Raw genomic sequence first — 19,108 nt, 5'->3', positions numbered from 1 at the left:
AACGACATTTAAAGCGGTTAGCTAGTCATACAAACAAGTACCTAATGACAAAAAAACGAGTTGCGGTGTTTCGAAAAGAACACTTTAACGCCGCGCACCGCTTGCACAATCCGAACTGGTCGGACGAAAAAAACGAGCGTGTCTACGGAAAATGCAACAACCCCAACTACCACGGCCACAACTACGAGCTCATTGTGCGGGTAGCGGGCGAGGTAGATCCCGAAACGGGCTACGTGCTGGATATGAAGGTACTGAGCGATGTGATAAAGGAGCACGTGCTGGATAAGTTCGACCACCGAAACCTGAACCAGGATACGGATGAATTTCGGGATTTGAATCCATCCGCCGAAAACATCGCCATCGTGATTCATGACATCCTGCGCACCCAAATTGACCCAACACTTGATTTGAAAATTACCCTGTATGAAACAGAACGAAACTTTGTTGAATATCCCGTTGGATAAAGTACCTGCTGATGAAGAGCTGGGCCACGACCATATCATGACTTCGTACGATACGCCCGTGCGGGTAGATGCTTTTGAAATGGATGACGACCTGAAGGTAGAGTTGATTGAAAAGCATTTTCGGCATATCATGGAAATTCTGGGCCTGGACCTGACCGACGACAGCCTGAAAGGTACTCCCGGACGCGTGGCGAAGATGTACGTGAAGGAGATTTTTAGCGGACTGAATCCGGAGAATAAGCCCAGCGTGACGCTCTTCGAGAATAAGTACCAGTACAACCAGATGTTGGTGGAAAAGGACATCACGGTTTTTTCCAACTGCGAGCACCACTTTGTGCCCATCTACGGTAAGGCGCACGTAGCCTATATTTCGAGTGGTAAAGTCATTGGTCTTTCCAAGCTCAACCGCATTGTGCAGTACTACTCCAAGCGGCCGCAGGTACAGGAGCGGCTTACGGTCCAGATCGCCAACGAACTGAAAGAGGCTCTGCAAACGGAAGATGTGGCCATCGTGATCGACGCCAAGCACATGTGCGTGCAGTCGCGGGGCATCGAGGATACGGGCAGCTCTACCGTGACGGCCTACTACGGCGGAAAATTTGAGCAGGAAGCGACCAAAAAGGAATTTTTAAGCTACCTGAGTTTGACTAGTTAGGCGGGTACTTTCACGCGCCCTTGTTATAAAAAAAGAGCCCGTACGAAGCGGGCTCTTTTTTTGTGAAAGGTACTTTGGAACTAAACCAGCGCGCCGGTGCGCTCCAGAATGGCCTTGGTAGCCTTAATACCGGCGTACTCGTCCAGCTTACTTCCTTCGTACTCGATCCCGATGATGCCTTTGAAGCCGCTGTCCTTGATGATTTTCATCATTTTGGAGTAGTCGGTTTCGATCACGTTGCCCTGCTCGTCGAAGTCATACGACTTGGCACTCACGCCCTTGGCAAAAGGCATCAGCTCACGGGTACCCTGGTAGCGATCGTACTCTTTGAGGCACTCGTAGCTACCGGGCTTGCGCTCGAGGCAGAAGTTGCCCAGGTCGGGTAGGGTACCTACATTTTTGCGGTTCACCTGCTTCATCACGCCCGAGAGCCACTGCCCGTCAGACGAGTACCCACCGTGATTTTCCACGATAACGTTAATCTTCATGGTATCAGCAAATTCGCCCAGTCGACTCAGTCCGTCCACGGCGGCCTTGGCCACTTCCTCGGAGGTACCTTTGCCGTAGGCGTTGACCCGGATCGTTTTGCAACCCAGGTACTTGGCGGCTTCGACCCACTTGTAGTGGTTCTCTACGGCTTTGGTCCGGACGGCGTCATCGAGCTCACCCAGGCCACCCTCGCCGTCGATCATGATGAGGTGGTTCTTCACGCCGTTGTCTTTGCAGCGCTTTAGCAGGTCGTTGAGGTAAGTCGTGTCTTTGGCTTTGTCTTTAAAGAACTGGTTGACGTACTCAACGGTACTGATCCCAAATTCTTTCTTGGCTAGTTCGGGGAAATCCAGGTTGGTAATTTTCTTGGCAAAAAGTGCTTTGTGCAGCGACCATTCGGCCAGCGAAATCTCGAAGAATAGTTTTTTGGCCGCCGACTCGGCCAGCAGATCGGTCAGGGAAGTTGCGGCCAGCGCCGTGAGGCCCATGGTTTTGAAAAAATCGCGCCTTGATTGGGTCATGATGGGTTCTGAGATAAAAGGGTTGATGTAGGTTGATACCGCCAAAAGTAAGCAGAGATACGGAAATTGTGAGGTTAGTCCGGTCTTTTTAGTTGGGCCTCCATGAATAATTTCTGATTTTTAGCCAGGTTCACCACGTCCCAGTCCAGGTCATGCTGGAAGGGGTGGCTGCGGACGGGGCAGTGGGCTACCCGACAAAAATGGCAGCACTCGGGCACGCACGGATCGGCATGGACGAAGATTTCGGTTTCGCCTTCGTGGCTGGCTTTCAGTACGTTTTCAAATTCGTGGATGGCCTCGTGGGTTTCCTGGAGGGTCCAGTAGTAGGGGAGTGTCAGGTGGCAGTCGATGTGGAGGTCTGAACCGTACTGTTGTACCCGCAGGTTATGGACGTCCACCCAGTACAATTTTTTATTAGACCGAATGGTATTGACTACTTTTTGCATCAGCTCGTCGTCGGTTTCATCCATGAGGCCCGAGACGGACTTGCGGACGAGCTTAAAGCCACTGTACGCAATGATCCCCCCAAAGAGGAGCGAGGCGGCACTATCGATCCAGACCTGGCCGGTAAAAATGACCAGCAGCACGCTAATCAACAACAATACGCTGCTGAGGCTATCGGACAAGAGATGGCGGCCGTCGGCGGTAAGTGCCAGGGAGTTATACTTCTTGCCTTTCTGCACCAGCAGCATGCCGATGACCCCGTTGATCACCAGCGTAACGAGAATGATCAGCATTCCGCTGGAGAGGTTCTGAAGCGGACTAGGGTTTAGCAGCCGCTGGATGGCTTCGAAAGCAATAAAAAAAGAAGCAATAATGATGAGCGCCCCCTCGAAACCGGCCGAAAAAAATTCAACCTTACCGTGTCCGTAGGGATGGTTTTTGTCTTTGGGTAGGGCCGAGAGCCGGATGCTGTAAAAAGCAAAGCCGCTGGCGATTACGTTAATGATGGATTCGATGGCATCACTCAGAATGGCGTTGGAGTCGGTCAGGAAATAGGCAAAGAATTTAAGGCCAGTCAGTACAAAACTGGCTACAAAAGATAGCAGGATCAGCCGTTGTTTACGCTTATTTTGGTTTATTTGCATTTCGCAAGGGTGAATGAGGCGCTAAAATTACTAAGAATAACCGGAGAAATGACGACTGAAAACAACTGGAAGACGTTGACGACTGAAACCATCTACGAAAATCCGTGGATGGAAATCCAGCACCACGAGGTAATCAACCCGGCCGGAAATCCGGGGATCTACGGCGTCGTCAGATTCAAGAATAAAGCCATCGGTGTCATTCCACTCGACGAAGAAGGGTACTTGTACCTGGTAGGGCAATACCGCTATACGCTAGAGGAATACTCCTGGGAGATTCCGGAAGGTGGTGGCCCCATGGGTGAGGACCCGCTCCGGGCGGCCCAGCGTGAGCTGAAAGAAGAAACCGGCCTGGTGGCCCAGCGCTGGACGCGCATTGCCCGCATCCACACCTCCAACTCCGCTACCGATGAGGAAGGCTTTCTGTACCTGGCCGAAGAGCTGCGGCAATTTGAGCAGGAGCCGGAAGATACCGAAGAGCTTCAGGTTCGTAAAGTACCCCTGCGCGAAGCCGTGGACATGGTGATGCGTTCAGAAATAACCGATGCGCTCTCGGTGTGCGGCATCCTGATGGTAGCTCGACTTAAAGGCCTCTAAGCATGTTAGCAGCCCTTTTTTACGGCCTCATTACCGGGGTACTTTTGTGCTTTACGTTTGGGACCGTCTTCTTTTCTCTGGTCCAAAATAGTGTAGACAATGGCTACCGCAGTGGCGTCAAGATCGCGTTCGGAGTACTGGTGTGCGACGCCATCTTTGTGTTCTTTGCCATTTTCGGAACTACCTTGCTGCCGAGCATCCAGGGCTTTGAAAAGTGGATGGCGGGCGTGGGGGTACTTTTCCTGCTGGCTCTGGGCGTTACCAACCTGTTTCGTGAGCAGCCCAAGCTGGCCTACCCCAAAACCCGCTTTGGCGATTTTCTCTATTACTTTAGCACGGGTTTTCTACTGAACGGCCTCAATCCGGTCAACTTCATCAGCTGGGTTACCATCGCCACCTACCTGCGCTCTACGCTTCAGTACGATTTTGCTCAGGTACTGCTCTTTTTTGCGGCCAGTTTGCTGGCGGTATTCGCTACTGAGTCGGCCATTGCGGTGTTTGCGCACCGCCTTAAGCGGCTTTTTACGCCACGAACCGTTACGCTGATCAATAAAGTGACGGGGGCCGTCTTTATTCTCATCGCCTGCCAGATCGCGTACACGCATTTCCTGAAAAGCTAGCTCTGCGTCTGCTCAAGGTACTCTTGCCAATCGTTGATCAGGTTTTTCTTAAGTACCCTCGGAAATTTGTGCTGCCCCCCCAGCTTGCCTTTGGATTCCATCCAGCCGTAAAAGGTTTTGTTCGGAAGTACCGTTACAAACACCTCTTTGAGGGCGTGGCGACGCTCCACGGCGTAGTCGTCGTTGAGGAGCATCAACTTTTCGTCGAGCTTGGCTTTAAGTACCTCGGCCTCCACCGCGTCTTCGGTACCTACGTACCAATGGTGTGCAAACAGCGAGTCGTGGCTTATACCAGCTACGGTAAATTCCTTCACCGTAATACCCAGTTCTTCCGAAACCAGGTCGATGGCCTTGTTCATGTTATCGACCGAGAGGTGTTCGCCGCACAGGCTGAGGTAGTGCTTCGTGCGGCCCGTGATCACAATTTCGGCCTTGGCTTTGTCCACAAACTTCACCGTATCGCCGATCAGGTACCTCCAGGCCCCGGAGCAAGTCGAAATCAGGAGCGCGTATTCTTTGCCTTCCTCCACTTCGTCGACCATATACGTTTCGGGATTATCGACCATGCCGCCGTCGGCATCGAAGTTTTTTTCGTTAAAAGGGACAAATTCGAAAAAGATGCCGTTGTCGAGTACCAGCTGCATGCCAGGAGCGCCGGGCCGGGTTTGGTAAGCAATGAAACCCTCCGACGCCAGGTAGGTATCGATGTAGATCAGCGGCTTACCCAGCAGCTTTTCAAAGCCTTTTTTGTACGGCTCAAAGGATACCCCGCCGTGGCCAAATACCAGCAAATTAGGCCAGATGTCATGAATGGTTTTCAGGTTATAATGGGCGATGATCTTTTCCATCAGGAGCTGAATCCAGGCGGGTACGCCCACCACAAAGCCAATGTCCCAATCCTTGGCCTGCAGGGTAATTTCCTCCAGCTTGAGAGCCCAATCTCGTTCGGCGGCTATTTTTTCACCTGGTTTGTAGTAGGGTTTAAACCAAAACGGAATCTGGCTGGCGTTGATGCCGCTCAGGTCGCCCTCGAAGTGGTTGTCACGGGCACTCAGGTTGGTACTTCCGCCGAGCATCAGAAAGCCTTTTTCATACAGCTTGTCGGGAAGCTCCTTGTACTTACCCAGGGAGAGGATCTGCCGAATGCTGGTTTTTTGCATGGCTTTCGACATGGCCTTCGTCACCGGAATGTACTTGGAGGCGGCTTCGGAGGTACCTGAGCTTAGGGCAAAGTACTTGATACGTCCCGGCCAGCAGATATTCTTTTCGCCTTCTACGTTACGTACCCACCATTGCTTATACATTTTGTTGTAGTCGTGCACGGGTACCGACTGTTGGTAGCGTTCGTAGAAATCCCGGGGTTGACCAAAAAGAGAACTGCTCAGGATGGCCTCAAAATTATACGTCTCCCCAAACTCCGTGTAACGGGCTTTGGCCAGCAGCTTGGACAATGTCTTCTTTTGTTGCCTGAAAGGATTTATCTTTTTGCGGTCAGCTACCAGGCTGCCAAACCGGATTCCCCTTTTCAGCAAACTACCTATGATTGCCATACTTTTTGTGCTTAATAATGTAAACTACCCGTAGGCAATTTGCTTACGGGCTTAGAAACAAGTCTAAGTACCTGGTTTTTTACCCTATAGCGGCCAGCTGCCAATGTTTTGCAGCTCTGCGTAGCTGGTAAGGTCATACTGGCAGGGTACTACCGACACGTAGTTATTTTTAAGCGCCCACTCGTCGGTATCTTCCTTGTCGTGGTCATAGTTGATGAATTCACCCGCCATCCAGAAGTACCCGCGCCCGTAAGGATCTTTCCGGTAGTCAAATTTTTCCTGCCATTTGGCGTGCGCCTGCTTACATACCTTGATGCCCCGGATGGGCTCCTCACTGCGGGCTGGTATATTAACGTTCAAAGCGACCCCTTTAGGTATACCCTTTTCCATGGCCATTCTGGTGATCGCTAGTACCCATTCGTGCACATGACTGAAATCGGCCTCTTCGCGGTAGTCACATAAGGAAAAGCCAATGGCGGGAATTCCTTCGATAGCCGCCTCGATGGCCGCTGACATCGTACCCGAGTACAATACGCTGATGGAGCTATTGCTGCCGTGGTTGATCCCGCTCACCACCAGGTCCGGGGCGCGCTTTTGTAATACGTAATGCTTGGCTAACTTCACGCAGTCGGCGGGGGTACCTGAGCATTCATACTCATCGACATTCTCGAAAATTTCGGTCGAATACAAGCGCAGCGGCTCTCCGATCGTGATGGCATGGCCCATCCCCGACTGGGGGCGATTGGGGGCTACCACCACCACATCTCCGAGATTTTGCATGAGTTCTACCAGTGTTCGGATTCCGAGCGATGTTATACCATCGTCATTGGTGACCAGAATGAGGGGTTTTTGGGTGTGGGCCGTGGGCGAAGGTTGTACTGTCATGGGTTGTATGAGTAAATGTTACGGGGCCGCAAGGTAAGGCATTTGTCGTTTATATCCTTTTTTGGCCTGAGGCTGCCGCTCATCGACTACCGCTTAGGAGTTGCGATCCCTCTGCTCAAGGGTACTTTGTTCTGAAAAGAAGAATAACTCCCTCAGGGGTTTGGTTGCTATAACTACTTCCTAAATATTCTTTGATTAAAAAAACTTCTCTGGGGCTTTGTGTGCTCAAACGGTTCTGGATTTCGATTCTTGGGTACCTTTCGGGGCTTTACGCAAACTGATGTACCCCTGTTTGGGATTGTAATGGTTGCTGGCACTGGGGTAATAGCCGGTTCCGTCGTAGGGGCGCTTTTGGGGGTGAGCCTGGCAGGTAGGTGAACAAGCCCCTTCCAGCGCTTCTCCGCACTTTTCGCAGATAGGTACGTGCCGGTTGCATTCGCAGTTGGCACAATTCACCATGCGGTCGCAGGAAGTACCACAAACGTAGCAGGTAGATACGACGGTAGGGTTGACTGTATTAACGTCCACAACCACGCGGTTATCGAATACGTAGCATTTACCGTCAAAATTTTCTCCTCCCTCTTCCAATCCGTAGCGAATAATACCCCCATGCAGCTGGTATACGTCGGTAAAGCCCTGCTCTAGTAGATAAGCACTCGCTTTCTCACATTTGATGCCTCCCGTGCAGTAGGTAACTATTTTTTTATTTTTTAACGACTCAATCTCGTGGACATGCTGGGGTAGCTCTCGGAGGTTTTCCATGTCGAAGGTAATGGCTCCCTTGAATTTCCCCACGGCATGTTCGTAGTTCGAGCGCATATCCACCAGTACTACATCGGGATCATGGAGCATTTCCTTGAGCTCTGACGGCTCCAGGTGCTTGCCCGTTTTTTTGAGCGGATCGACGGGTAGGTCCGAATGTACAATTTCCTTTTTAACGCGGACGTGTAGTTTTTGAAAAGCCGGGAGATCGTGTTCTTCAATTTTAAATTGGGTATCGGCAAACCGCTCGTCGGCCTGGAGGTACTTTATGTAAGCTTCACAGTCGGCCACCAAGCCCGAAACAGTACCATTAAGGCCTTCGGGTGCGACAATTACCCGACCCAGCAGGTTGTACTCCAGGCAAAAAAGGTGGTGTTCATCGCGGTAGGAATCTACGTCTTCGATCGGAACGTATTTGTAATACAGCAGAACGCGGTAAGGCTTCATGACAGATCATTCATTTTTTGATACCGCAAAGATACAAAGAACGGCTTATTCGCCCAGACGATGCCCCTTCTGATTTTCATCAGACGTATAAGCTTCCTATTTTTGCCCCTTCGGAAATTACTTAAAACCTAAAATATGCATATTGCCATTACAGGAAACATTGGGGCCGGAAAAACGACCCTCACCCAAATGCTGGGCGCCCATTACGGCTGGGATGTCTTGTTCGAAGCCGTAGAAGGAAACCCATACCTGGCTGATTTTTACCAAGATATGGAGCGTTGGTCTTTCAATTTGCAGATTTATTTTCTGAATAGTCGCTTTGCCCAAGTCCAGCGCATTCGCTCTCAAACCTACAAGACCATCATCCAGGACCGCACCATCTACGAGGACGCCTTCATCTTCGCCCGCAATCTTTACGACTCCGGCAAGATGACCGAACGTGACTATCAAAGCTACCTCATGCTGTTTGATACCATCATCAAGGCTGTGCAGCCCCCCGACCTCATGATCTACCTACAGGCGGACATACCTAAGTTGGTGCGTCAAATCAAAAAAAGGGGGCGAGACTTCGAAGCATCTATCTCGGAAGAGTACCTGAAAGACCTCAACCGGTACTATGACCAATTTGCAGATACCTACGACCACGGGCGGATGATCGTCATTGATGTCAATGACATGGATTTTGCCAATAACCCCGACGATTTTAATACGATTGTAGGAATGCTTAACAAGGAGCTATTCATTGCTTAGCAAGGGCATGAATTTGGCTGAAAAATACTTGCAAGCCTTACAATAAGACATAAAAAAACCGCGTTTTTATGAAAAACGCGGTTTAGCAAAAGTGTCCAGAAGGAGAGTCGAACTCCTACACCCGAACGGGCACTACCCCCTCAAAGTAGCGTGTCTACCAATTCCACCACCTGGACAAGTAGGTGATTCCGCTGGGATTCGAACCGCAGCGGCGGCCGCCCAGGACTCATACATTAAAAATGCATTGCTATACTAGCTGAGTCACAGAATCCTTTATTTGGCAATCAAATTCCTTGTGATTCCGCTGGGATTCGAACCGCAGCGGCGGCCGCCCAGGACTCATACATTAAAAATGCATTGCTATACTAGCTGAGCTACAGAATCCTATATTTGGCAATCAAGTTCCTTGTGATTCCGCTGGGATTCGAACCCAGGACCCATACATTAAAAGTGTATTGCTCTACCAGCTGAGCTACAGAATCCTATTATTGGCAATTTAACAAAAAAATGATCTTCAAAACTATATGTCAAAAGATAAAGGCTCTTATTGACTCAGTGATTTAGTCGGGATTCGAACCGCAGCGGCGGCCGCCCAGGACTCATACATTAAAAATGCATTGCTCTACCAGCTGAGCTATGGAACCCTATATTTGGCAATCAAATTCCTTAGTGATTCCGCTGGGATTCGAACCCAGGACCCATACATTAAAAGTGTATTGCTCTACCAGCTGAGCTACAGAATCGTGTTTTTGCTTTTGGATTAGGCCTGACCTTTTCCGTAATTGCGATGCAAAATTAGACTACTTGATAGTATTATGCAAGCCTCCCTTAACAAATACGTAATAATTTGGCTAACTGGGGTACTTTGGCTGACCAATAGTAACCCGGTGCAGGCACAGGGTGAAGACCTAAAAAGGGCTGATTCTCTGTTCACTATCGGCCGCTATTCCGAGGCCTGGACGCTGTACCAAAAAAATAGTCAATACGAAAAAAAAAATAGTCCTCACCTGCTTTTAAAGCTTGCCTACCTCGCCGAGAAGTCCGGAGACTATACCCAATCACTCCATTCATTGAGCCAATTGGCCCTTCAAGAGCCCAGTATATTGTTGCTGGAAAAAATGAGCACCATGGCCAGCGAACATGGCTTGCAAGGTTACGAATTTGACGACTATAGCTACTTCATCATTTTTTACCGCCGCTACGGTGAATTTGTGCCGATCGTGCTGCTAAGTCTGGGCGTGTACGTTTTTGTGGTCATGGTCATTAAGCTCCGCAACTGCGAGTATGTACCCAAGCGGCACAAATGGGCGCTGGTATTGTATCTAGGAGCGATGCTGGGGCTACTGAACATACCGGATAACTACCACACCGGAATTGTTAAAAACAAGCACACTTTTTTTAGAGCTTATCCATCGGCGGCGGCTCCTATCGTCGAACAAGTAAGCAAAGGGCACCGTTTGACCATCATTGGCTCCCGCGACCACTGGCGAATGGCCATCTGGAACAACGAAATTGTTTACGTAAAAGACAGTGATTTATGGATGGTGTAACTTCCTGAAACGGAGAATAAAAACACTTCGAAATACCCATAAAATAGTCTTTAACGAAACCCTGGGGAAACCATACATTCAAAACAACTTATACCCCAATAATCGTTATAGAAATGATTATACGTATATTTAACCGGTCAAAACCAATATCTATAACCTTATGAAAAGAATACTGATACGCTACTCGCTCCTCTTACTGGGAGTTGCCATGTTAGGCTTCGTGAGCGCCTGCAAAGACGAAGGGCCACACAACGACGAAATAGTGAGATTTAGATCGACCATTAATAGTCAGTACACCATTCCTAGAACCACCTCCTCTGCTCAAGGGGCGGCCGTGCTGGAATACAACAAAAGCAACAGAGTACTTACTTATAATATTTCATATCAAGGCATTACGCCTACCGCCGCCCGGATACATTCGGCGGAGCCAGCCTGGGAAACGGGCCCTGTAGAGTTTACCTTTACAAATTATGCCTCATCACCCATTACGGGTTCTGTTACGTTGAACCAACGCCAAGAGAATGCTCTGATGTTTGGCCGGATGTACATCAACATCTATTCAGCGGCGAACATCTACGGTGAAATTCGGGGCCAAATCGTGCTGGACGCCGAAAATTAAACTGACGTAGTCAAATCATGTATCGCTTTTAGCCGCAGGTGGGGTATCTAAACTTCGCCTGCGGTTTATTTTGCCCACACTATCTGGCCAAGTACCCGACTTAGGTACTTTCCCTCGTTCGCCTCAGGTACTTTCTCATTTTTCTTTGCTTTGCACAACGACCTACCGCCAGAATATTTTCCATCCGCAGGGAAGGAGAAATTTTTTCATCCTAATTTTGTGGGTTGAAAGAACGCGTTTCTATAAGTTGGGTTTTAGAAACGGGGCTCTCAAGGCCCCGGAGATATTTTTTTGAAAGTTAAAAATTCAGTATGCCAGTACAGAAAAAATACGAAAAGGTAACCATTACGGATTTCGCAGCGGAAGGAAAGTGTATATACAAGTCGGAAGATGGGGTCGTTTTTGTGGAAGGAAACGTAGCACCGGGGGACGTCGTGGACTTGGAGGTAGTGCGCCGAAAAAAGAAAATGCAGGAGGCGGTCGTCAGAAAAATCCATAGCTACTCCTCCCTGCGGGCCGAGCCCCACTGCCGCCACCAAGGGGTGTGCGGTGGCTGCCGCTGGCAACACATTGGCTACGAGCATCAGCTTCAATTTAAACGCCAACAAGTCGTTGATCACTTCGAGCGCATCGGACGCATCAAAAACGTGCTGATTAATGCCATTATTCCGGCTCCAAGTACCCATTTTTACCGCAATAAGCTGGAATTTACCTTTTCTAATAACCGCTGGCTCACTACCGATGAAATCCAATCCGGAAGTACCTTCAGTCGGAATGCCCTGGGTTTTCACGTTCCGAAGCGCTTTGATAAAATCTTTAACGTAGAGACTTGCCACCTACAACCCGACCCTTCCAACGCCATTCGGAATGCGCTAAACCAGTACACCGAGTCGGCAGGCCTAAACTACTATGATATCCGGCAAAATGTAGGGCTTGTCCGAAACCTGATCATACGTACGGCCAATACGGGCGACCTGATGGTCATTGTACAATTTGCGGAAAACGATGAGGAGGCGATCCAAAGTACCCTCCAGTTCCTGCAAAGTACCTTCCCGGAAATCACCTCCTTGCAATACATCGTTAATACTAAAGGAAATGATTCCTACCAGGATCAGGAGGTCATGCACTTTGCCGGTGAGACTTACATTCGGGAAACCATGGAGGATCTCACCTTCAGAGTAGGGCCCAAGTCTTTTTACCAGACCAACCCCGAGCAAGCCTACACGCTATTTAAAGTAACGCGTGACTTTGCCGGGCTCACGGGAAAGGAGCTGGTGTACGATCTTTATACGGGTACGGGTACCATAGCTAACTTCGTGGCGCGCCAGGCTCGTAAGGTCATTGGCGTGGAGTACGTGGAGGCCGCCGTGCAGGACGCCCGACAAAATTCGTTACTTAACGGAATTACCAACACGGAATTCTACGCCGGGGATATGAAAAGGCTGCTGGATACTGCCTTTGTGGCCCGACACGGTCGGCCTGAGGTCCTGATTACCGATCCGCCCCGAGCTGGCATGGACCCCGAAGTCGTAGCCACCATCCTCCAGGCCGCGCCCGATCGGATCGTGTACGTTAGTTGCAATTCGGCCACCCAGGCGCGTGATCTGGCCTGGATGGCCGATGCGTATGAGGTGACGAAAGTACAGCCGGTTGATATGTTTCCGCACACGCACCACGTTGAGAATGTGGCGCTGCTGGTAAAGAAGTAAGAAGTACCCCAAGTACCTAACCAAGTACCTTAAAAAGGCGAAGTTTAGAAGGTAGTTATAAAAGGGCTCACAAAAGTACCTAACCAAGTACCTTAAAAAGGCGGTTCTTCCGTCGGGCCCGTATAATCAAAATTACTCAGGTCGTTGGCTTTGCTGCGGAAGGTGGTGTTTCCGGGAGTACCTGCCGGGTTTTGTCCTTCAAACGAAGAAATAGGGTTGGCGACCGGCGGCAATGGGCGATCAACCGGTGCCGTAGAAGGAGAGTAGTAGGAATCCAGGTCGCTGAATTTGGTGTACTTGCCCACAAACCGGAGCTGCACCGTATCCAGGGAACCACTGCGGTTTTTGGCCAAAATGACTTCCCCAATTCCCGCTACGGAATTTCCGGTTTCGTCTTGCGTGATGCCGTAGTACTCGGGCCGGTACAGGAAGATAACCATGTCGGCATCCTGCTCAATGGAACCCGATTCCCGAAGGTCAGAAAGCTGGGGTCTTTTTTCGCCCCCGCGCGTTTCTACGGCCCGGCTCAGCTGCGATAGGGCAATGACGGGTACATCCAGCTCTTTGGCCAGGTTTTTCAAGGCGCGGGAAATCGAGGCAATTTCCTGTTCGCGGTTACCACCAAACTTCCCGCCGGTATCGCCCGTCATTAATTGCAGGTAGTCAATGACGATCATCTGAATGTCGTGCTGGGCTTTCAAGCGGCGACACTTCGCCCGTAGTTCCAGAATGGAGAGGGCGGGGGTGTCGTCAATGAAAATAGGCGCGTTGGTCAGGCGGTTGATCCGGTGGTGCATTTGGGCCCATTCGTGGGGGGCTAAACTACCCTTGCGTAGTTTTTCACCTTCTATTTCGGCTTCCGCGGAGATCAAACGATTCACCAGCTGTACCGAGGACATCTCCAGCGAGAAGATGGCTACCGGCATGTTGAACTCCACGGCGGCATTGCGCAGCGAAGACACAACAAAAGCCGTTTTCCCCATCCCGGGCCTAGCAGCCAGGATGATGAGCTCGGTACGTTGCCAGCCCGACGTGAGGCGGTCCAGCGCACTAAAACCCGAAGGTACCCCCGTGAGGCCGTCGGTGTTGTTCTTTTTCTTGTCGAGCTCGTCCAGCGCCTGGCGCATGAGCGCGCCCATGTCCGAGAAATTCTTGCGAATGTTCGATTCGGAAATGGTAAAGAGCGCCTGCTCCATTTTGTCCAGCAAATGGAACACGTCGGTAGTATCCTCAAAAGACTCCCGTTGGATCTCGGACGATATTTTGATGAGCTCCCGCTTGATGGAGGCCTGCGAAATGATGCGGGCGTGGTACTCGATGTTCGCGGCCGAATTGACCTTGGAAGTGAGCTCAGTAATGTAGGGGGCCCCGCCCACGAGCTCTAACTCACCCGTGCTGCGCAGCTTGGCCGTGACCGTCAGCAGGTCAATGGGCTCGGAGTTGGCAAATAAGTTGATGATGGCACCGTAAATACGCTGGTGCGATTCTTTATAAAAGCTATCGGGCTTCAGAATGTCCGCCACCGTAGAAAGAGCATCCTTTTCGATCATCAGGGCACCCAGCACCGCTTCCTCCAGATCCACGGCCTGGGGCGGAAGCTTTCCCATACTGCCGTCGTTGCCCAGCCAGCGGTTGCTGCCCGTGGCCCGGCCCGAATTGGGAGCGTTGGAGCCTGATTTTTTCAGAAAGTTGAATGTCTTTTCGTTTTCCATATGTAAACACAATATTACGCATTGCCCGGCAGAGACCAAAGGACGGCGGTAAACTAATTTTTAGATGCGAAGGCCTCAAATTTTTCCTGGTTTGATACTGAGACGATTGAACAATTGCAGAAATTCTATCGTTGTTAATTGTCGAGATTTTAATAAAAAAAGAACGTCTCGTCGGCAAAATCGTTTCTATTATTACTAAATTTTATTCACATTTAAGCCATACTCACTAACCTGTTTTCAGCATTTGGTAGAAAAAATAATCACACTCGAAGATGTATCTCTGGTGGACTTTCTGGGAGTACACAACAATAATATCAGAGAAGTAGCTGCCGCTTTTCCCGAAAGCAAAATTATTTCCCGCGGGAACGAGATCCGGATTCAGGGCACGGCCCCCGAGATCGTTCGTATCACGGATGTGATGGAGTCGTTGCTGATTCACTATCAGAAGTACGGCAAAGTGACCAACGATAACGTGAAAAGGTACCTGAGCGGGTACGTTAAAGATGCGGAGGCGGGTACCGTAGAAGATGCCGACGTCATTATTTACGGAAATAAAGGGATCGTTGTCAAGGCCAAGACACCTAACCAAAAGCGACTCGTGGAAGCCGCCGCCCAGTTTGACCTGGTGTTTGCGGTGGGCCCGGCGGGTACCGGTAAAACTTATACGGCCGTGGCGATTGCCGTCAAAGCCTTGAAAAACAAGGAGGTGAAGAAAATTATCATCACCCGTCCGGCGGTAGAAGCGGGCGAAAACCTGGGTTTTCTGCCGGGGGATCTCAAAGAGAAGATCGACCCGTACCTGCGCCCTATCTACGACGCCCTGGACGACATGATTGCGCCCGAAAAGCTAAAGTACTACCTTGAAAACCGCATCGTGGAGATTGCGCCCCTGGCTTACATGCGCGGTAGAACGCTGAACAATGCTTTTATCCTGCTCGATGAGGCCCAGAATACCACCCCCATGCAGATGAAAATGTTTCTTACCCGCATGGGCCCCAGCTCCAAGGCCATCATCACGGGTGATATGTCCCAGGTTGACTTGCCCAAAAACCAAAAATCGGGCCTGATTGATTCGATTGCCGTTTTGAAGGGAATTAAAGGAATAAGTTTTGTGGAACTCGACGGAAGCGACGTGGTTCGTCATCGACTGGTGAAAGATATACTGGCCGCGTATGAAAAATCCGAAAAATAGAGTTGGCCACTGGCTGGGGGTACTTGCAGGATTATATCTGGTAGTTGTAGGGACGTCTTCGGCCCAACAACTACCAGATTCGGCTCTGATTCGCTGCGTAAGCGTGGAGCGGGACATCGAGCGGTCGATTCGGGAGCCGCAATGGCGGCTCAACCGGCAGCGCACGGAGCAACGCATTCAGGAATACATGCAGACCAACCGGGCGCGGCTTCGCCAGACCGACGAGATCATCCGGATTCCGGTAGTGGTGCACGTGATCCACGACCAGGAGCCTGGGTCAATCGGTGGTATTAATAATCCGAATATTTCGGATGAGCAGATCAGTAGTCAGATTGAGGTACTTAACGAAGATTACCGCCGGGAGCCAGGTACCCGTGGCTTCAATACCAACCCCGTCGGGGCCGATACCCGCATTGAATTTTACCTGGCTGACCTTGACCCAGAAGGGCGTTCGACTAGCGGCATTACCCGCACGCAGTACACCCAACGGACCAGTTTTAATCCCTTTACGGACGATCAGCTTTTGTCCAACATTGCCTACTGGCCGTCGGATAAGTACCTAAACATTTGGGTATGTAGGCTGTCTGGTACCTACCTGGGCATTGCGCAGTTTCCTTCGGTAGAGGGCGTAGGAGGCCTGGACAACGCCAACGAATCCTTTGAACGTACCGACGGCGTCATCATCGATTTCCGGTTCTTTGGTCGCCAGACGGGCGCCATCACCAGCCGGATCTACAACCTGGGCCGCACCACTACCCACGAGGTAGGGCACTGGCTGGGGCTGATCCATACCTGGGGCGATGTTGACTGCGGTACCGATTATTGTGACGACACCCCACCTACCTTGGATGCTAACCGTACCACGGTCTGTACCGATAAATTTTCGAATTGCCTGGGACCAACAACCCGAAACATGATCGAAAACTACCTCGATTACTCGCCCGATTCCTGCATGAATATTTTTACCAAGTGCCAGGCCGAACGGATGCAGGCGGTACTGGCGCTGAGTCCGCGCAGGGCGAGGTTGGTGGAGTTTGCCCGAGAGGGGCGCCTAGAGCCTACCGACAACCTGACGGTAGAAATTTTTCCTAACCCCATCACCAACGAGCTTACCGAACTCAAACTCGACGTGCGTTTTGCTGATTTTCAGGATTTAACGCTTCTGGTGTATGATGCCAGAGGTGTCTTGTTACAAACTCTTGATTTTCAAAGCTTGTATAGTCGCCGGATTCCGCTGGATGTAAGTACCTATCCTCCGGGCATGTACTTTGTTCGGGCCCGCACCCGGCTCGAAACCGTCACCAAGCGGTTTGTGGTGGTTAAATAGCCTTCGATGTGGTATCGTATACCCTTTCTCCGATTAACCCTGTTATTGATAACAGGCATTGTTATTCATCCTTTCTTAGCCGATCGGGGGTACTTTATACCGAATGCCCTTTCGCTACCACTGCTCTCGGCGGGCCTCGTGTATTTGGTCATCGCTGGCTTTTGGAATAGAGGCATAATCTATTCAGGCCTTATTTTGGGCGTAACAATACCCCTGCTGGGGTACCTGGCGGCCAGTCTTCATCATGACAAGTACCTTGAGCAGGTAGCGGCCCTGGAAAAAACTCCCTACACGGCCTACCTGGCGGTAGTCAAATCTTTGCCCGAAAAAAGGCAGTCTACGTTTCGGGTGGAGGCAGAGGTAACCAAAATCCGAACCGAAACGGGCTGGGTACCTGCTCCGGCGCGGGCGTACTTGTCGCTACCCCAGGAGGCCGCCTTGCTCCCTAAGCCGGGAGAGGCCCTGCTGGTACAACAGCAACTGAAGCGTCCGCCCGAGCCGCTCAATCCCGCAGAATTCGATTACCGCCGCTTTTTGCGCTTCAAAGGAGTTGCCTGGACCGACTACCTCGCGCCGGAAAAGTACCGGGTGGTACCTTTTCCCGCCCGGGGCCCGCGCTACTGGAGCAGCCGCGTGTCCGACTGGGCTGACCGCAGCCTACGCCAATCCTTACAGCATGACGACGCCTACGGGCTACTGAAAGCCATGCTACTCGGGCGCCGCGACGACCTCCGTAACGACCTGATTGGGAGCTACTCCACGTCCGGGGCCGTACACGTACTGTCGGTGTCGGGGCTGCACGTGGGCATTTTCTTTTTGTTGCTGAGCCTGGGGCTCGGTTGGCTCAAAAAGTACCCCTTGGGTAAGTACCTTTACTTGGTGATTCTGACGGCCTTGCTGCTTTTTTACGCCCTCCTCACCGGCCTGTCGCCCTCGGTACTGCGGGCTACCTGCATGTGCCTGGTGTGGGTAGTGGCCGAGGTCTTTAATCGCCGGGCGGAGCCCGTCAACACCCTGGCCTTTTCGGCGTTTCTGATTTTGCTCTTTGATCCTTTTGCGCTCTACGCGGTGGGTTTCCAGCTCTCGTACCTGGCTGTGTTGGGCATATTGCTTTTTTACCGGCCCATCGAGCGCCTTATCAGTACGGAGCATTTTCTGCTTAGGTACCTGTGGCGTGCTACGGCCGTGTCGGTGTCGGCGCAGCTGTTGACCTTTCCGGTGAGCGTCTACTATTTTCATCAATTTCCGGTGTACTTCTGGCTCGTGAATCCGCTGGTGGTGGCGCTGGCGTTTGTGCTCATGCCGGGGGCACTGGCCCTGGTGATCGTGAGTCTGTTACCGTTCAAGGCCCTTTTTACGGTAGTGCATGTGGTGGTATATATGGCGGCGCTGGCTACCAACTGGCTGGTTACCTTTCCCAGCCGCCTTCCCGGCTATAGCGCTCAGGGCCTGTATCTTGACCGGGTGGAGGTCGTCCTGCTGCTGGTTCTCATTTTGGGAGCATACTACACCTATCGCCGTCGGGAGTGGACCACGCTCAAGTACCTGGCGGGCGTGGCGCTCGTTTTTTTCTTGTATGCCACTACCCATAGCCTACGTACCTACCACCGGCAACAGCTGGTGGTGCATGCCGTGCCACGCCACAGCGTACTGAGTATCAAGGACCAAAGTACCTTGTATCTTCTTGCGGACGAAGCTTTCCGTCAAGATACCAACGCCTACCGTTTCCGGTTGGAAAACTACCAGATCCAGCAACTGATCCAGGACACCGTTTTTCTTGCGCCCGGCGGGCAAGGTACCTCCTCGCGGGTAGTAGTGCGGCAGGTTTCGGGGGGTACTTTGGTGGCCTGGCCGGGAGGTACTTTGTACGCGGGCGAGGGGGTACCTTCGGCGGCGGCGGTGGACTACGTCTTGCTGACTTCCCGTACCTATCCCCGTGAGAACCCATTCTCCGTCCAATCTTCCCAGCCGAATGAATGGTCAGAGCCCTCCAGAACGTTATACATTTTGGGCGGACAAATGGGCGTACGTACCCGAGAGCGCTGGAAAGAGATCCTGGCCCAACAGGGCTATCGCTACTACGACCCGACCACCGAAGGGGCCTTGGTTCTTCGTTAAAGTACTTGGTGAGTGAAATGAAGGTAAAGTAGTTAAGTAGTTGTAAACGAGCTGGT

At 51.2% G+C, this 19,108-nt stretch carries 17 protein-coding genes and 5 tRNA genes; 11 read left to right on the top strand and 11 right to left on the bottom strand.

Annotated elements, in window-relative coordinates:
• The first annotated feature begins 44 nt into the window (after window positions 1-44).
• Window positions 45-464 (top strand): 6-pyruvoyl trahydropterin synthase family protein, encoded by a 420-nt coding sequence (locus HNQ92_RS06555; RefSeq protein ID WP_184172398.1) that lies wholly within the window; start codon window positions 45-47, stop codon window positions 462-464.
• The gene (gene folE / locus HNQ92_RS06550) at window positions 424-1,119 is read left to right on the top strand and encodes a GTP cyclohydrolase I FolE (protein ID WP_184172396.1); all 696 of its coding nucleotides are present in this window, start codon (window positions 424-426) and stop codon (window positions 1,117-1,119) included. The genes HNQ92_RS06555 and folE overlap by 41 nt, the downstream gene beginning before the upstream one ends.
• Window positions 1,120-1,199: 80 nt before the next feature.
• On the opposite strand, the gene HNQ92_RS06545 is transcribed toward folE, so the two are convergent.
• Together HNQ92_RS06545 and HNQ92_RS06540 are read right to left on the bottom strand one after the other, a co-directional pair.
• The gene (locus HNQ92_RS06545; protein ID WP_184172394.1) at window positions 1,200-2,129 is read right to left on the bottom strand and encodes a sugar phosphate isomerase/epimerase family protein; all 930 of its coding nucleotides are present in this window, start codon (window positions 2,127-2,129) and stop codon (window positions 1,200-1,202) included.
• A gap of 74 nt (window positions 2,130-2,203) precedes the next feature.
• Complete coding sequence (locus tag HNQ92_RS06540; protein ID WP_184172392.1) at window positions 2,204-3,217, bottom strand: cation diffusion facilitator family transporter; 1,014 nt, start codon at window positions 3,215-3,217, stop codon at window positions 2,204-2,206.
• Window positions 3,218-3,265: 48 nt separating this feature from the next.
• Between HNQ92_RS06540 and HNQ92_RS06535 the strand changes: the two genes are divergently transcribed.
• Both HNQ92_RS06535 and HNQ92_RS06530 read left to right on the top strand, forming a co-directional pair.
• Window positions 3,266-3,811, top strand: a complete 546-nt coding sequence (locus HNQ92_RS06535; RefSeq protein WP_184172390.1) for an NUDIX domain-containing protein — start codon at window positions 3,266-3,268, stop codon at window positions 3,809-3,811.
• A gap of 2 nt (window positions 3,812-3,813) precedes the next feature.
• Window positions 3,814-4,431 (top strand): LysE family translocator, encoded by a 618-nt coding sequence (locus tag HNQ92_RS06530; protein ID WP_184172388.1) that lies wholly within the window; start codon window positions 3,814-3,816, stop codon window positions 4,429-4,431.
• On the opposite strand, the gene HNQ92_RS06525 is transcribed toward HNQ92_RS06530, so the two are convergent.
• The 3 genes from HNQ92_RS06525 to trhO all read right to left on the bottom strand — a co-directional run bounded on the left by HNQ92_RS06525 (window position 4,428) and on the right by trhO (window position 8,075).
• Window positions 4,428-5,981 (bottom strand): GH3 family acyl-acid amido synthetase, encoded by a 1,554-nt coding sequence (locus HNQ92_RS06525; RefSeq protein WP_184172386.1) that lies wholly within the window; start codon window positions 5,979-5,981, stop codon window positions 4,428-4,430. The genes HNQ92_RS06530 and HNQ92_RS06525 overlap by 4 nt on opposite strands.
• An 84-nt stretch (window positions 5,982-6,065) precedes the next feature.
• On the bottom strand, window positions 6,066-6,866 hold the full coding sequence (gene surE / locus HNQ92_RS06520; RefSeq protein WP_184172384.1) for a 5'/3'-nucleotidase SurE: 801 nt from the start codon (window positions 6,864-6,866) through the stop codon (window positions 6,066-6,068).
• Window positions 6,867-7,091: 225 nt separating this feature from the next.
• The gene (gene trhO, locus HNQ92_RS06515) at window positions 7,092-8,075 is read right to left on the bottom strand and encodes an oxygen-dependent tRNA uridine(34) hydroxylase TrhO (protein ID WP_184172382.1); all 984 of its coding nucleotides are present in this window, start codon (window positions 8,073-8,075) and stop codon (window positions 7,092-7,094) included.
• 135 nt (window positions 8,076-8,210) lie between these two features.
• On the opposite strand from trhO, the gene HNQ92_RS06510 reads away from it, so the two are divergent.
• Window positions 8,211-8,825 carry a deoxynucleoside kinase gene (locus HNQ92_RS06510; protein ID WP_184172380.1) on the top strand — a complete coding sequence of 205 codons (615 nt, stop codon included), beginning with the start codon at window positions 8,211-8,213 and terminating at the stop codon, window positions 8,823-8,825.
• A 92-nt stretch (window positions 8,826-8,917) separates the two neighbouring features.
• Here the strand turns inward: HNQ92_RS06510 and HNQ92_RS06505 are convergent.
• The 5 genes from HNQ92_RS06505 to HNQ92_RS06485 form a co-directional block, all read right to left on the bottom strand.
• Window positions 8,918-9,001 (bottom strand) — tRNA-Leu (locus HNQ92_RS06505).
• Window positions 9,002-9,008: 7 nt separating this feature from the next.
• Window positions 9,009-9,096: transfer RNA gene (locus HNQ92_RS06500), tRNA-Lys, on the bottom strand.
• A gap of 25 nt (window positions 9,097-9,121) precedes the next feature.
• Window positions 9,122-9,209, bottom strand: a tRNA-Lys gene (locus HNQ92_RS06495).
• Between the two features lie 25 nt (window positions 9,210-9,234).
• A tRNA-Lys gene (locus HNQ92_RS06490) sits at window positions 9,235-9,307 on the bottom strand.
• A 188-nt stretch (window positions 9,308-9,495) separates the two neighbouring features.
• A tRNA-Lys gene (locus HNQ92_RS06485) sits at window positions 9,496-9,568 on the bottom strand.
• A gap of 384 nt (window positions 9,569-9,952) precedes the next feature.
• Here HNQ92_RS06485 and HNQ92_RS06480 point away from each other — a divergent pair.
• From HNQ92_RS06480 to rlmD, 3 genes are all read left to right on the top strand, one after another.
• Complete coding sequence (locus HNQ92_RS06480; RefSeq protein ID WP_184172378.1) at window positions 9,953-10,375, top strand: SH3 domain-containing protein; 423 nt, start codon at window positions 9,953-9,955, stop codon at window positions 10,373-10,375.
• A gap of 160 nt (window positions 10,376-10,535) precedes the next feature.
• The gene (locus HNQ92_RS06475) at window positions 10,536-10,994 is read left to right on the top strand and encodes a CHRD domain-containing protein (protein WP_184172376.1); all 459 of its coding nucleotides are present in this window, start codon (window positions 10,536-10,538) and stop codon (window positions 10,992-10,994) included.
• A gap of 311 nt (window positions 10,995-11,305) precedes the next feature.
• A complete protein-coding gene (rlmD, locus tag HNQ92_RS06470) occupies window positions 11,306-12,703 on the top strand; it encodes a 23S rRNA (uracil(1939)-C(5))-methyltransferase RlmD (RefSeq protein WP_184172374.1) in 1,398 nt (465 codons plus the stop codon).
• A 92-nt stretch (window positions 12,704-12,795) separates the two neighbouring features.
• On the opposite strand, the gene dnaB is transcribed toward rlmD, so the two are convergent.
• The gene (gene dnaB / locus HNQ92_RS06465) at window positions 12,796-14,415 is read right to left on the bottom strand and encodes a replicative DNA helicase (protein ID WP_184172372.1); all 1,620 of its coding nucleotides are present in this window, start codon (window positions 14,413-14,415) and stop codon (window positions 12,796-12,798) included.
• Window positions 14,416-14,659: 244 nt separating this feature from the next.
• Between dnaB and HNQ92_RS06460 the strand changes: the two genes are divergently transcribed.
• The 3 genes from HNQ92_RS06460 to HNQ92_RS06450 are packed head-to-tail and all read left to right on the top strand — an operon-like array spanning window position 14,660 to window position 19,052.
• On the top strand, window positions 14,660-15,607 hold the full coding sequence (locus HNQ92_RS06460; protein ID WP_184172370.1) for a PhoH family protein: 948 nt from the start codon (window positions 14,660-14,662) through the stop codon (window positions 15,605-15,607).
• Entirely contained in the window at window positions 15,588-16,934 is a 1,347-nt protein-coding gene (locus HNQ92_RS06455; RefSeq protein ID WP_184172368.1) for a M43 family zinc metalloprotease, read from the top strand. Before HNQ92_RS06460 ends, HNQ92_RS06455 begins: the two co-directional genes overlap by 20 nt.
• Before the next feature lie 6 nt (window positions 16,935-16,940).
• A complete protein-coding gene (locus tag HNQ92_RS06450) occupies window positions 16,941-19,052 on the top strand; it encodes a ComEC/Rec2 family competence protein (protein WP_246439726.1) in 2,112 nt (703 codons plus the stop codon).
• Window positions 19,053-19,108: the final 56 nt, after the last annotated feature.

This window comes from Rhabdobacter roseus (genome assembly GCF_014202275.1).
Classification (GTDB): domain Bacteria; phylum Bacteroidota; class Bacteroidia; order Cytophagales; family Spirosomataceae; genus Rhabdobacter; species Rhabdobacter roseus.
The sequence above is the reverse complement of the archived record's forward strand: the minus strand, read 5'-3'. Positions and strand labels throughout refer to the sequence as shown.